This window comes from Streptomyces sp. NPDC028419, from assembly GCF_055565515.1.
Genome location: NZ_JBVHUE010000012.1, coordinates 135,130 through 148,066, shown reverse-complemented (window position 1 = coordinate 148,066; position 12,937 = coordinate 135,130). Strand labels below are relative to the sequence as shown.

At 72.4% G+C, this 12,937-nt stretch carries 11 protein-coding genes and 1 pseudogene; 10 read left to right on the top strand and 2 right to left on the bottom strand.

The features are described from left to right. The first annotated feature begins 145 nt into the window (after nucleotides 1–145). The 3 genes from ACZ4UB_RS16620 to ACZ4UB_RS16610 all read left to right on the top strand — a co-directional run bounded on the left by ACZ4UB_RS16620 (nucleotide 146) and on the right by ACZ4UB_RS16610 (nucleotide 4,510). Nucleotides 146–826, top strand: a complete 681-nt coding sequence (locus ACZ4UB_RS16620; protein ID WP_468070746.1) for a helix-turn-helix domain-containing protein — start codon at nucleotides 146–148, stop codon at nucleotides 824–826. 479 nt (nucleotides 827–1,305) lie between these two features. Beyond that, nucleotides 1,306–1,827 (top strand): Rv1733c family protein, encoded by a 522-nt coding sequence (locus ACZ4UB_RS16615; protein WP_468070744.1) that lies wholly within the window; start codon nucleotides 1,306–1,308, stop codon nucleotides 1,825–1,827. Further along, nucleotides 1,820–4,510, top strand: a complete 2,691-nt coding sequence (locus tag ACZ4UB_RS16610; protein ID WP_468070742.1) for a cation-translocating P-type ATPase — start codon at nucleotides 1,820–1,822, stop codon at nucleotides 4,508–4,510. Before ACZ4UB_RS16615 ends, ACZ4UB_RS16610 begins: the two co-directional genes overlap by 8 nt. A 21-nt stretch (nucleotides 4,511–4,531) precedes the next feature. Here the strand turns inward: ACZ4UB_RS16610 and ACZ4UB_RS16605 are convergent, their stop codons facing one another. Together ACZ4UB_RS16605 and ACZ4UB_RS16600 are read right to left on the bottom strand one after the other, a co-directional pair. Next, nucleotides 4,532–5,419 (bottom strand): universal stress protein, encoded by an 888-nt coding sequence (locus tag ACZ4UB_RS16605; RefSeq protein WP_468070859.1) that lies wholly within the window; start codon nucleotides 5,417–5,419, stop codon nucleotides 4,532–4,534. Between the two features lie 162 nt (nucleotides 5,420–5,581). Further along, nucleotides 5,582–5,788 (bottom strand): annotated as a pseudogene (locus tag ACZ4UB_RS16600) (CBS domain-containing protein); the annotation flags it as partial. A 95-nt stretch (nucleotides 5,789–5,883) separates the two neighbouring features. On the opposite strand from ACZ4UB_RS16600, the gene ACZ4UB_RS16595 reads away from it, so the two are divergent. The 7 genes from ACZ4UB_RS16595 (at nucleotide 5,884) to ACZ4UB_RS16565 (ending at nucleotide 12,801) form a co-directional block, all read left to right on the top strand. Then, nucleotides 5,884–6,786 carry a universal stress protein gene (locus ACZ4UB_RS16595; protein WP_468070740.1) on the top strand — a complete coding sequence of 301 codons (903 nt, stop codon included), beginning with the start codon at nucleotides 5,884–5,886 and terminating at the stop codon, nucleotides 6,784–6,786. A gap of 8 nt (nucleotides 6,787–6,794) precedes the next feature. Continuing rightward, complete coding sequence (locus tag ACZ4UB_RS16590) at nucleotides 6,795–7,652, top strand: universal stress protein (protein ID WP_468070738.1); 858 nt, start codon at nucleotides 6,795–6,797, stop codon at nucleotides 7,650–7,652. Next, on the top strand, nucleotides 7,652–10,249 hold the full coding sequence (locus ACZ4UB_RS16585) for a cation-translocating P-type ATPase (RefSeq protein WP_468070736.1): 2,598 nt from the start codon (nucleotides 7,652–7,654) through the stop codon (nucleotides 10,247–10,249). The genes ACZ4UB_RS16590 and ACZ4UB_RS16585 overlap by 1 nt, the downstream gene beginning before the upstream one ends. A gap of 145 nt (nucleotides 10,250–10,394) precedes the next feature. Next, nucleotides 10,395–10,883, top strand: a complete 489-nt coding sequence (locus tag ACZ4UB_RS16580) for an Asp23/Gls24 family envelope stress response protein (RefSeq protein WP_468070734.1) — start codon at nucleotides 10,395–10,397, stop codon at nucleotides 10,881–10,883. After that, entirely contained in the window at nucleotides 10,880–11,137 is a 258-nt protein-coding gene (locus tag ACZ4UB_RS16575; RefSeq protein WP_468070863.1) for a hypothetical protein, read from the top strand. The genes ACZ4UB_RS16580 and ACZ4UB_RS16575 overlap by 4 nt, the downstream gene beginning before the upstream one ends. Nucleotides 11,138–11,148: 11 nt before the next feature. Further along, complete coding sequence (locus ACZ4UB_RS16570) at nucleotides 11,149–12,171, top strand: DUF6286 domain-containing Asp23/Gls24 family envelope stress response protein (RefSeq protein ID WP_468070732.1); 1,023 nt, start codon at nucleotides 11,149–11,151, stop codon at nucleotides 12,169–12,171. A 243-nt stretch (nucleotides 12,172–12,414) separates the two neighbouring features. Then, complete coding sequence (locus ACZ4UB_RS16565; RefSeq protein WP_468070730.1) at nucleotides 12,415–12,801, top strand: Asp23/Gls24 family envelope stress response protein; 387 nt, start codon at nucleotides 12,415–12,417, stop codon at nucleotides 12,799–12,801. The last annotated feature ends 136 nt before the right edge of the window (nucleotides 12,802–12,937 follow it).

Here is a 12,937-nt window from a genome sequence, read left to right as displayed (position 1 = left end):
TCGGTGACGCCACTCCCGGGAAGGGGCCGCAGGGGCCCGGCAGGACCCGGTCGGGGCCCGTTCGGCCCTGTGCACGCGCCCGCGGCAGGTCCAGTCTGAGCTCGACGGCCACCATTGGGCCACTGACCGCAAGGGTGTGACGATCATGGGAAAGACCCCCACGAATACGTCCCCGATCAAGGTTCCCGCTGCCCGCGGCGACCTCGGGCGACGCGTGAGCGCGCGTCGCGAAGAGCTGGGACTCACGCGCGAGGAGCTCGCGGAGCGCTGCGGGGCGGCCGCGTCGTACATCGCCTACCTGGAGGAGCGGGCGGCCGCACCCGGCATGGGCATGCTCGTGTGTCTCGCGGACGGGCTGGGGACCACCGTCGCCGAGCTGACCGGGAGAACGACCGAGAGTCCCCCCGGCATGGGGACCGCGATGCGCGATTCCGAGCTGACGGGGCTGGGCGAGGCCGAGTGCCACCGCCTGCTCTCCACCCACGGCGTCGGCCGGGTCGGGTTCTCCGATCTGGAAGGACTTGCCGTCTTTCCCGTCAACTACGTCGTCGTGGGAGGCGAGATCGCGTTCCGCACGGCGGCCCACTCGCGGCTCGCCGAGGCGGCCGGGACCGAGGTCGCCTTCGAAGTGGACCACATCGACGACGCGATGCGAGAGGGCTGGAGCGTCATGGCCGTGGGCGACGTGTCCGGCGTCTCGGACGCGGCGCGAGTCAGCCACCTGCACGCGGTCGCCCGCTCCCTCCCCTGGGCCGGCGGACCCCGCACGCACTGGATGACCATGACACCCACCCGGATCACCGGCCGCCGTGTGCACTCCGGGTGACGCGCCGCATCCCGTCGGGTTCGACGCGGACCGTGAGTACCGCCAGTGGGTCGACGGCGAGCCCCGCCTCGACGGGGCGAGATCCTTCCTGAACTCCCGTGGCTGAAGCCCTGTCCCGTCTGGCTGTTCGGCAGCGGGCCCGTTGACCCCTGCGCCGAGCGGCACGACGTCCCGCCGGTCCGGGCGGTCGCCCGGCAGACGCGCCGGATCGGCGCCCGCGACCACCTCACCTTCGGCGGCGGCATCACGGCCGCAACACCCGGCCTGCTCGCCCGCACCCTCGTACGCGAAGGGAAGGGCGCAGACTTCCGCGACCCGGAGCGCGTCCAGGCCGGGCGCACCACATCGGCGCCGCACTCGCCGCCGCCGGCTCACCCGCTCGATGAGAAGACTTCCGGTGCCGGAGGCCCGCCATGCCGCATGGAACGTCGCCCAATCCGCTGCGCCGGAGCGCTGACCGGACACGCACCCGGTGGCGCGTGGCCTTCGCACTGGCGACTCTCGTCGGCGCTCTCTGCGCAGTGGCCGTCGGGCTGGCCGTGTGGAGCGTCGACAGCCGCACCGCGCGGGAACAGGCCGAGCACGTGCACCGGATCACCGCCACGACGGTCGGGGCCGCCGAACGGGCCCCCGACGCTCGGAGCGGAGGTGTCGCCGAGTCCGTCGCACAGGCCACCTGGCAATTCCCGTCGGCCACCCCGCATACGGGCCTCGTAGAGGTCCGGCCCCAGACCCCCGCGGGCCGTCCCGTCGCGATCTGGGTGGACGACACGGGCCGTACGGTCCAGCCACCACCGTCAGCGGGCGAGCGGGCCTTCGCCGCGATGACCGTCGGCGCCACCGCCGCCGCCTTGATCGCGCTGACAGCCGCAGGCGTCGTCCACCTGAGGCTTCGGACCGTCGAGGCGCGCAGCCTGTCCGCGTGGGGGCGGGACTGGAAACGAGTGGAACCCGGCTGGTCCGGCCGGCTGCCCACCGAATCAGGAGTCGACGATGACTGAAGCACGCACCGGCCGCCTCCCCGCCCAGGGAGGAGCGCCGCCCGCACCGCGGGATCCGAGCGAACCGCTGCCGTTGCTGCGCCGGGAGCTCGACACCGGAGCGGAAGGGCTGTCGACGCGGGAGGCCGAGCGGCGGCTCGCCGTGTACGGGCCCAACGAGGTCCGGCGCAAGGGCCACACCTCCCTGGGGCGGGAGCTGGTACGTCAATTGGTGCATCCACTCGCTCTGTTGCTGTGGGCCGCGGCGGCCATGGCGTTCGTCGCCGACATCCGCGTGCTCGGGATCGCGATCGTCGCCATCGTCCTCGTCAACGCCGCCTTCGCCTTGCTCCAGGAGCGGCAGGCCGAGCAGGCGGTGGAAACCCTCGCCAGATACCTCCCCGAACACGCGATGGTCATCCGCGACGGGGAGTCCCGGCAGGCGGAAGCGCGCACCCTGGTGCCGGGCGACGTCATCGTCCTCGACGAGGGCGACAAAGTGCCCGCGGACGTCCGGCTCGTCGACGGTGGCCTCGAAGTCGACCTGTCCATGCTGACGGGGGAGTCCACCCCGGCCCAGCGCATCGCCGGGCCGGGGACCCCGGGCTCCACGCCGCTACAGGAGCCCAACCTCGTCTTCAGCGGCACGACCTGCACCGCGGGCCAGGCCCGGGCGATGGTCTTCGCCACCGGCGACCACACCGAACTCGGCCGCATCGCCGCCCTCAGCCAGCGCACGCGGCGGGACCCGAGCCCACTGGAACAGCAGGTCAAGAAGGTCGCCTGGCTGATCGCCGCCGTCGCGGTCGCGATGGGCGCGCTGTTCCTGGTCCTGGGCGTCGCCGTGGGGCTGCCGCTGACCGACGCGCTGATGTTCGCCATCGGACTGCTCGTCGCCAACGTGCCCGAAGGACTGCTGCCGACCATCACGCTCGCCCTCGCCGTCGGCGTGCGCCTCCTGGCACGGCAAGGCGCGGTCATCAAGCGACTCAGCGCCGTGGAGACCCTGGGATCCACCAACGTCATCTGCACCGACAAGACCGGCACCCTCACCCAGAACAGGATGCGGCTCCAGAGCACGTGGACGCCCGTCGACGGCGCGGACCCCGGCCCCGGGGCCGTCCGATTGACGGACGCCGCTGCCCTGTGCACCACCGTCACCAAGGACGCCGACGGCGAACTCCACGGCGATCCCACCGAGATCGCGCTGGTGACCGGCGCCGCCGACCGCGGCGCCCCGCTCGACATCGGCGCGCGCGACACGGGCCGTCACGCCGTCTTCCGCTTCGACCCCCGGCTGCGCCTGATGTCCGTCGTCCAGCGTGATCCGGCGGGCGGCGGCCTGCGGCTGATCGTCAAAGGGGCCCCGGAGTCGGTCCTGGCCCGCACCCCGGACGCCGCCCAGGACGCCACGGCGCGTGCCGCGGCGGAAGAGCTCTCCGGCCGGGGCATGCGCGTACTCGCCGTCGCCACCCGCGCACTGGGCGGCGACGCGCCGGTGACCCGCCGCGAGGACGCGGAGACGCAGCTGACCCTGCTGGGTCTCGTCGGTCTCTACGATCCCCCGCGGCCCGAAGTCGCCGCCGCGGTACGGCGTTGCCATGAAGCGGGGCTCCTCGTGCACATCGTGACCGGGGACAACGGAGCGACCGCCGCCGCCGTGGCCCGTGAGGTCGGTATCGGGGCGCCGCGTCTGGTCGTGGTCGCGGAGTCCGAGTCGATCGGCGACGACGAACTCGACCGGCTCCTCGCGGACGGCGACGCCGAGGTCGTCTTCGCCCGCTCCTCACCGGAGACGAAACTGAAGGTGGCCGACGCCCTGCGCGCGCACGGGCAGATCGTCGCGATGACCGGCGACGGCGTCAACGACGCCCCCGCACTCCACCGCGCCCACATCGGCGTGGCGATGGGACTCTCCGGCACCGACGTCGCCCGTGAGGCGTCGACCATGGTGCTGACCGACGACAACTTCGCCACCATCGTCACCGCGATCGAATCCGGCCGCCAAGTCTATGACAACGTACGGAAGTTCATCGTCTACATCTTCGCCCACCTCACCCCCGAGGTGGTCCCCTTCCTGATCTTCGCCCTGTCGGCCGGCTCGATCCCCCTTCCCCTCACCGTCCTGCAGATCCTCGCCATCGACCTCGGAACCGAGACCCTTCCGGCGCTCGCCCTGGGACGGGAACGCGCGGAGCCGGGCAGCATGAGCCGCCCACCCAGGCCGAGCTCCCAGGGCGTCATCTCCAAGGACATGCTCATCCGCAGCTGGGGCTACCTCGGTACCGTCTCCGCGGTCCTGGTCATGACCGCGTTCTTCTACGTGCTGTGGCGGGCCGGCTGGCACCCCGGGGACCCCACCGGCCCGGGAACCCCGCTGCACCACGCCTACGTCACCGCGACGACGGCGACCTTCGCGGGTATCGTCACCTGCCAGGTCGGCACGGCGATCGCCGCCCGCACCGACCACGCGTCACTGCGCGCCATCGGGTTCTTCACCAACCCGCTGCTCCTGGCCGGCATCGCCTTCGAACTCGCCTTCACGGCGGCCCTCGTCTACGTGCCGCTCCTGCAAGGAGTCTTCGGCACCGCCGCCCTGCCCCTCGACGTGGTCGTCCTCATCGTGGTCTTCCCCGTCCTGGTCTGGGGCACCGACGAACTGCGCCGCCTGAGGCGCCGTACCCGCAAGCCCGCGCGGGCCTGACGCGCCCCGGTCCAGGGGGATTCACTCGTGGGCGATGACGGCGACGGGCGCGGAGCTGTGGTGCAGGACCGCGTGCGCGACCGAGCCGATGTGGGTGCCGTAGGCGGAGTGCCGGATCCGGCGTCCGACCACGACGAGTGCGGCGCCCTTGGAGGCGTCCACGAGCTGGACCGCGGACTGGCCGATGCGCACCTCGGGGTCGACGGTCACCGCGGGGTACTTCTCGGACCAGGGGCGGATCATCTCGTCCACCGCGGTGGCGATGCTTCGACCGATCTCCTGTTGGGCGGAGGGGTCGAGATCGTAACCGTAGCCATATCCGTAGCCGAGGACCGGCGGCGGTGTCCAGCTGTGGAGCACCCGCAGGACGCAGCCGCGCCGTGATGCCTCGTCGAAGGCGAAGGAGAGGAGCGCGTCACAGGGGCGATCCGTGTCCACGCCCGCCACGATCGCGGCGTCGGAACGCCAGACCCCCGGGTCCGTGTCCGGGCCGTGCGGGCCCCTGACGAGGACGACCGGCTGATCGGCCGCGGCGATGGTGCCGGCGCCGACGGATCCTAGGACGAATCCCGCGATGCTGCCGAGTCCCCGGGAACCCAGGACCAGCATGTCCGAGGAGGAGGCCGCATCGGCCAGGACCGTGGCGGGAACTCCCGTCAGCCGGCGGGAGGAGACCTCCAGGCGCGGATAGAGGCGGTTGGCCTCTTCGAGGGCCTCGCGCAGCAGCGCATTCGCCCAGTGTTCCTGAACCTCGCCGCTCGCGACGCCGTGGAGGGGCCGCTCAAGGCGTTCCTCCACGTGGACGAGGAGCAGTGGCACACCCCGGAGGTCCGCCTCGCGGGCCGCCCATCGGGCGGCTTCGGCGCTTTCCGCCGAGCCGTCGAGGCCGACGGTCACAAGGTTGGCCATGGCGTCCATCTCCTTCGGTTGACGTGTGAGTTCCAGACTCCGCGCAGGGCACGGGTTCCGGGAGGGGCCGAGGGGCCCGCTGTGGAGCCGACCGGCCCCTACCGGGCGACGTCCGCTCACGTGCCGCCGTGGCTCGGCATCGGGGCGCAGGAAGACGCGCAGGAGGTCACGCCGGGTGACGACGCCGACCACCCGGTCGTCCTCGTCCACGACGGGCAGTCCGGTGATGTCGTGGTCGGGCCACCCTCCGTACCGGCCACCATCGCGCCCGGCCGACCTCCGGATCGAGTGCCGACCGGGCCCGCGAGAGGGCCGACCGGGTCCGACGACGCGGGCTCGCGCCGGTCCGGTGAACCGGGGAGGGGCCATTCGGCCCTTGTACTGGCCTCTACGGCCCTCCCGCCCGTCCACCCGCGATGTCAGCGTGAGGGGGAGAGCACGATGACCCTCGATCAGGAGACACCATGGAAGGCACCACTGCCGGTCCGGAACTCGGGACGGTCATCGTCGGCATCGACGGGTCGGAGCCCGCACGCGAGGCGGCCCTGTGGGCCGCGGACGAAGCCGCACGGCGGGGGAGGACCCTGCACATCGTCCACGCCGCCGACACGGACACGAGAGCCGCTTACGCATCGGTGGAAACCATCGAACGGGCCCGCGCGGCGGGCCGTGAACTGCTCCGGGACACGGCCGCGGCAGTGAACGCGCTCCATCCCGATCTGCACGTGACCACGGAGTTCAGCCGCGGCGCGCCGGTACCCAGTCTCCACAGCGCGGCGGACGTCCACGCCACCGTCGTCGTCGGCAGCCGCGGCCTGGGCGGGTTCGCCGCGCTGATGCTCGGCTCCGTCGGGCTCACGGCCGCCGCGAGCGCCACCACCGCCTTCGTCGTGGTGCGGGGTAGCGACCCCGAGGCCGAGAGGGGCAGCGTGCTGGTCGGAGTCCGCGACGAACACGACCTCGACTGCGTCCGGTACGCCGCGTGCGAAGCCGAGCTGCGCAAGGCGTCGCTGCGGCTGTTGCACGTATGGAACCTGCTGCAGTCCGTGGGCAACGTCGTGAGCATGCTCGACGACGTCGAGGAGATCAGCGGGCAGCACGCCCACCGCCTGTCGGTCACGGCCGACCTGATCCGTGAGGAGTTCCCGGATCTGACCGTGCACGTGGACGTGGAGAAGAGCTACTCGGTGGCCGGTGTGCTGGCCGAGGCCTCGCAGCACGCGGACCTGCTGGTCGTCGGCGGGCGTCGCTCGCCGGGCCACATCGGTCGCACGCTGGGACGCGTCTCCCACAGCCTGCTGCACCATGCGCGGTGTCCCGTACTGCTGGTGCCGCGGCACGGCAACGACCACGGGAGCGAGTTGTGAGGGAGAACATGACAGGGCGTGAGATCGTCGTCGGCATCGACCCGGTCAGGGACTGGCACATGGCCCTGTCCTGGGCCGTGGACGAGGCGGACCGCCGGGCGCTCGGACTGGCTCTCGTACTGGCGGTGCCACCGCGACACGACACCCGGCACGTCGACGGGACCGCGGACCACATGGGCCTGCGCCGGTCCGGATCAAAAGCCCTCGAAGCGGCCGCCGCGTGGGCGCGCTCGCGTCGGCCGGGACTCGAACCGTCCACCCACCTGCTCGACGGGCTCCCCGCGCCGGTCCTCGGCGGGCTGTCGTCGAAGGCCCCCATGCTGGTGCTCGGTTCGCGACACCTCAGCCGCACCGAGGAGTTCCTCAGTGCCGGGTCCCTCGTCGTGCCCGTCGTGGCGCAGGCGCACTGTCCGGTGGTGGTCGTCGGCGACGCGGAGCACGTCAGCCAAGAGCCGCCGTACGTGGTCGTGGCCGTCGACGGCAGCGAGTCGTCGAAGGCGGCCCTGGCCGTGGCCTTCGAGGAGGCGAGCACACGCGGATCCACCCTGCGGGCGATCTCGGTGTGGCACCAGCCCCTGCTCTCGTTCCAGGACGAGAACGCTGGTCTCCAGGCACAGCGGCGCCTGCTGTCCGAGACCGTCGCCGGCTGGTCGCAGAAGTACCCGGACGTCGCGCTCACCCACGAGGTGCTGGCAGGCCACCCGGTCGAGGAGCTGGCGGAGGCGGCCGAACACGCCCTGGCCCTGGTCCTGGGCCGCCGCGGGAACGGAGGCTACAGCGGCATGCGGCTCGGCTCCGTCGTCCACGGTCTGCTGCACCGGGCACACTGCCCGGTCATCACGGTCCCCGTCGCGCAAGGGACCTGATGTCCGCGCCCGCGGCCCGCCGAGCATCCGCGGCCCCGCAGGAGCCCAGCGGACTCACCGAACGGGAAGCCGCGCGCCGCCTCGTCGCACACGGACGCAACGAAGTGACCGCCCAGTCGACGACACCCCTGTACGCGAGGGTTCTGGCGCAGCTCCGGGACCCCCTGGTCATGGTCCTGATCGGCGCCGTCCTGCTCACGATCGCCATCGGCGACCACGCCGACTCCGTCGTCATCGGCCTGGTGATCCTCTTCAACACCACCGTCGGCGTGGCCCAGGAGATCCGCGCCGACAACGCGGTGGCCGCTCTCTCGGCCATGTCGGCACCAGGCGCACGCGTACGGAGGGAGGGCACGCCGCGCGAAGTCCCGGCCGGTGACGTCGTACCCGGTGACGTGCTCCTGCTCGGCGAGGGCGACATCGTCGCCGCCGACGCCGAACTCACCGAGGCATCCGCCCTCCTCGTCGACGAGTCCATGCTCACCGGCGAGTCCGTCGCGGTGGACAAGGACCCGGGTACGACCCTGAGCGCCGGAACGGTCGTCGTACGGGGGAGGGGCGTGGCCACCGTGGCGGCGACCGGCGCGGCCAGCGCACTCGGTCGGATCGCCGCCCTCCTCGACCGCGGGCGGGAGCCGACCCCGCTGCAGCACCGCCTCGCCTCCCTCGGGCGGATCCTGGCCGCCGCCACCCTCGGCCTCTGCCTGGTCGTCTTCGCACTGGGCCTCCTGCGCGGTGTGCCCGTCGGGATCATGGCTGTGACCGCCATCAGCCTCGCGGTCGCCGCGGTACCGGAATCCCTGCCCGCCGTCGTCACCCTCGCCCTCGCCCTCGGGGCCCGGCGCATGGCCACCCGGCACGCGCTCGTACGCCGACTTCCCGCCGTGGAGACGCTCGGTTCCGTATCGGTCCTCGCCACGGACAAGACCGGCACCCTCACCGAAGGACGCATGGTGGTCCAGCAGGTCTGGATGCCCCACGCCACGGCCGACCTCTCCGGTGTCGGTTACGAGCCGGAAGGCGACGTCCTGATCGCCGGCCGACGCCCGACGTCGGCGGAAATGGACCCTCTACGCGAACTGCTGACCGCGGCGGCGCTCTGCAACGACGCCTCGATCCGCCCGCCGACGGGACCCGCTCCGCCCGATGACCGCTGGACCCCCATGGGCGATCCCACCGAGGCGGCGCTCCTGACGGCCGCGGCCAAGGCGGGCTGCGCCGGTCAGAGCGACCTCCACGAAAGCCACCCGCGAGCGGACGAGGCCCCCTTCGACAGCCTGCGCAAACGCATGACCACCCTGCACACCACCCCGGAGGACCGGGTGCTCGTGTGCCTGAAGGGCGCGCCCGAAGCGATCCTCGACCCCGCCGTGCTGGCCGACCCCACGGAGCTTCTGCGCACAGCGGAACAGCGGGCCGCGCTGCTGGCCGCCCGAGGCTTCCGGGTCCTCGCCGTCGCCTCAGGTACACGAGAGGACCTCCCGGACCACCCCGCCGACGCCGAGTCCGGCCTCCACCTGCTCGGCCTGGTCGCCATCAGCGACCCGCCCAAAACAGAGGCCGCGGCCACGATCGCCGCCTGCCGGGCCGCGGGCATCACCCCCGTTCTCATCACCGGCGACCACCCCGCCACCGCACGCGCCGTGGCCACCCGGGTCGGACTGCTCACCGGCGGCGCCGCTCAGCAGGACGTGGTCACCGGCGCGGACATCGCCGCCGGCCGGGTCGAGGACCTCACCACCGTCCGCGTATTCGCACGGACGACCCCGCAGCAGAAGCTGGACATCGTCGAAGCCTGGCGCTCCCACGGCGCCGTCACCGCGATGACCGGCGACGGCGTCAACGACGGACCCGCCCTGCGCCAGGCCGACATCGGCGTCGCCATGGGCGCGCGCGGCACGGAGGTCGCACGGCAGGCCGCCGACCTCGTGCTCACCAACGACGAACTGTCGACCGTCGTCGCGGCGGTCGAGGAAGGCCGTCGCGTCTACGACAACATCCGGCGCTTCCTCGTCTACGGTCTGGCCGGCGGAACGGCCGAGATCCTCGTCATGCTCACCGGCCCCCTCATCGGCCTCCCCCTGCCCCTGCGGGCCGGACAGATCCTCTGGATCAACCTTCTCACCCACGGCCTGACCGGCGTCGCCATGGGCGCGGAACCCGTCTCACCGGGTGCCATGAACAGGCCTCCCCGTCCGCCCGGACAGCACATCCTGGGCGCCGGTGCCTGGCAGCGGCTCCTCCTGCTCGCCACGGTCGTCACCGCCTCCTGCCTCGCGGCCGCCCTCACCGCACGCGCCTGGGACCTGCCCTGGCAGAGCGTGCTCTTCCTCGCCCTGCTCGCCGGCCAGCTCGGAGTGGTCCTGGGTCTTCGGGCCCGCCTGCTGACCAAGGAGAACCTCTTCCTCCCCCTGGCCGTGCTCGCCTCCGCACTCCTGGCGGCAGCCGCGCTCTATCTCCCCGCACTCCGCTCGATCCTGGAGACCGAACCGCTCAACGCGACCGGCATCGCACCGGCGGCAGCCACGGCCCTGATCGGATTCATCGCAGCCCGCGTCGTACGGTCCGCGTTCCACGCGCAGCCACGGACGACGTAGAGCTGCCGGAGCAGACCCAAGTGGCCCAGCGTGCAGGGCCGTTCGGCCCTTCGGCTGTCGGCGTATCGGCGAGCACACTGTCGGTGGAAGCAGGCGGATGCGGTGCCCTTCCGGGCACCCGAGGCGCCTGCTTCGAGGAGAGACCATGACCGACACCATTACCCGGGCCCTTCCCGCCGAGAGCGTGCCCAGCGGCACGGGCAAGGACCTGCGCCATCGGACCACTGCCGCACTGCCCGCCCCGGAGTCCCGGGGCCGGACGACGATCGCGGACGGCGTGGTGGCTCGGATCGCCGGTATGGCCGCCCGTGAAGTCCCCGGCATCCACAGCATGGGCGCCGGGATGAGCCGGGCCTTCGGCGCGATGCGCGACCACGTCCCCGGCGGGGGCTCGAACCCCTCCCGCGGGGTCAAGGTCGAGGTCGGCGAGCGCCAAGCAGCCGTGGATCTGGACGTGGTGGTCGAGTACGGCGTTGCGATCCTCGACATCACCGCCGTCACCCGCGCGCACGTGATCTCCGAGGTGGAGCGGACGACCGGGCTGGAGATCGTGGAGGTCAACATCTCGGTCGTCGACGTCCACCTGCCCCAGGAGGAGGACGAGTCCGCACCCAGCGAGAGCCGGGTGCAATGACCCGTCCCCCGCTGGAGCGCACCACCTGGCGCGAGCACGCGTCGGAGCCGGAATCGGGGCGCTGCCCCGGCGGACACATCGCCGGCATCGGTCTGCTGGCCGGGATGGCCCTGGGGTTCGCCGGCTACTTCGGCGGATTCTTCGCCTTCCTGCTGGTGGCCGTCACGGGAACGGCGGGGTTGGCGACGGGGCTTGTCCTGGAAGGGCGCCTGAACCTGGGCGCCCTTCTGGGGGCACGCGGCGATCGACGATGAGCATCGCCCCGGTGCCGCGAGAGCCTCACCAGCCGCAGGCCGTGGCGGCTCCGGGTCGCGGGACGACACACATCGAGGGCAGGGTGGTGGCCCGCATCGCCGCCCGCCTGGCGGGCGACGCGCTCGATGCGGACGTCGGTCCCGGACGGCGCGGACAGGCCCCGCACGCCCGGACCACCACCGCCGGGGGTGCGGTGCGGGTCGCGTTGGAGGTCCACCTGCCCTACCCGGCCGACCTCTCAGGAGTCTGCACCCGACTGCAGGACCACGTCGCCGTGCACCTGGCCGAAATGGCGGGCCTCCATGTCGCCGAAGTGCGCGTCGGGATCCAGCACTTCATCATCGACCCCGGCGGCACACCACGGGGCCCGGCGGTGGACCTCACCAAGCCGCCGGCACGACCTGGGTCCTGCGGTCCGGCCCTCGCCGAGATCGACGGCGCGGCCGCGAACCACGCGGCGCGGGTGCCGTACCGGTGGTGGGCGGCACGCCGGATCCCCGCCGCGCTGACGGCCGTGCTGGTGATGGCCGGGTCCGGGCTGCTCCTCTACGACATCGTGGCAGCGGGACGGGGCCATCCTTCCGACGGGGCCCAGGGCCCGTTGGTACGCCAGTTGACCGATCGCTCGCTGGGCAGCGGCTGGACGCTCTTCGCAGCGGGCTTGTGCGCCGTGCTGGGCCTGTGGCTCGTCGTCCTGGCACTGACACCTGGCCGGCGCCGTCTGCTGCCCTTGCGCCCGCAGGCCCCGGGCCAGGTGTTGCGGGCCGCCCTGGACCGCGCCAGCGCCGCCGTCGCGATGCGCGATGCGGCGCTGAGCGTGCCGGGCGTCACCGGAGCGCGGGTACGCCTACGTCGCCGGATCACGGTGCGAGCCGTCAGCGGCTTCGGTGATCCACAGCAGATCGACACAGATCTGAACCAAGCCATGGACCATGCGCTGGACGGGCTCTGCCTGGCCCACCCGCCCGCCCTGACGCTCCGCATCCGGCGGCGCACGTCCTGGCCTGCGGAGCCCTCGCCCACCGCCACCTGACCACCCCCTTCGTCGCTGGGACCCGTCATGCGAGCGCAACCCGCCGTCAACCGCGTTCTTTTGGCCTTGATCGGGGCGACCCTGCTCGGCGCCGGATCCCTGGCTCTGGCCGGCGGACTTGACCTGTACCGCCGTTGGGACCTGCCCCGGCCACCCCGGTGGGTCCCCACCGGCCCGCACGAGGCCCTGCGATCCACAGCACGCGATGGCATCGCCACATGGCCGTGGGCCTGGTCGGTGACCGTGAGCGTGCTGACCCTGCTCGTCCTGTTCGGGCTGGCCTGGCTGCTGCGGCAACTTCCCGGAACCATGCCCCGCAATGCCCCCGTGGGCGGACCCGCACCACGGGGACCCATCACCGTACGCGGCTCCGCCCTGACGCAGGCCGTCCGGGACCAGGCCCTGGCCGTCCCCGGAGTTCAGCATGCCCACGTACGCCTGACCGGCTCGGGCACCACTCCTCGACTCGCCCTCAGGGTGGTCATGACCCCGACAGGCAACCTGCGCGAGGTCCTGAACACCCTGCAGACAGTGCCGATCCAGCACGCCCGGACTTCGACAGGCCGGCCACACCTGCCCATCGAGATCCGGTTGGCCATCACCCCTCACAAGGCGCGTCGCACCCGCTGAGCGCTACGCGCCGATACGGCGGCGATCGGGCAGCCCGAACGGGACCTCGTCACGGTCGAAGTCCACTCGCGCCGATTCGGTTACGGCGCCACTCACGATGAACAGTGCGCCAAGACCTACGGGTTCGACGTGACGA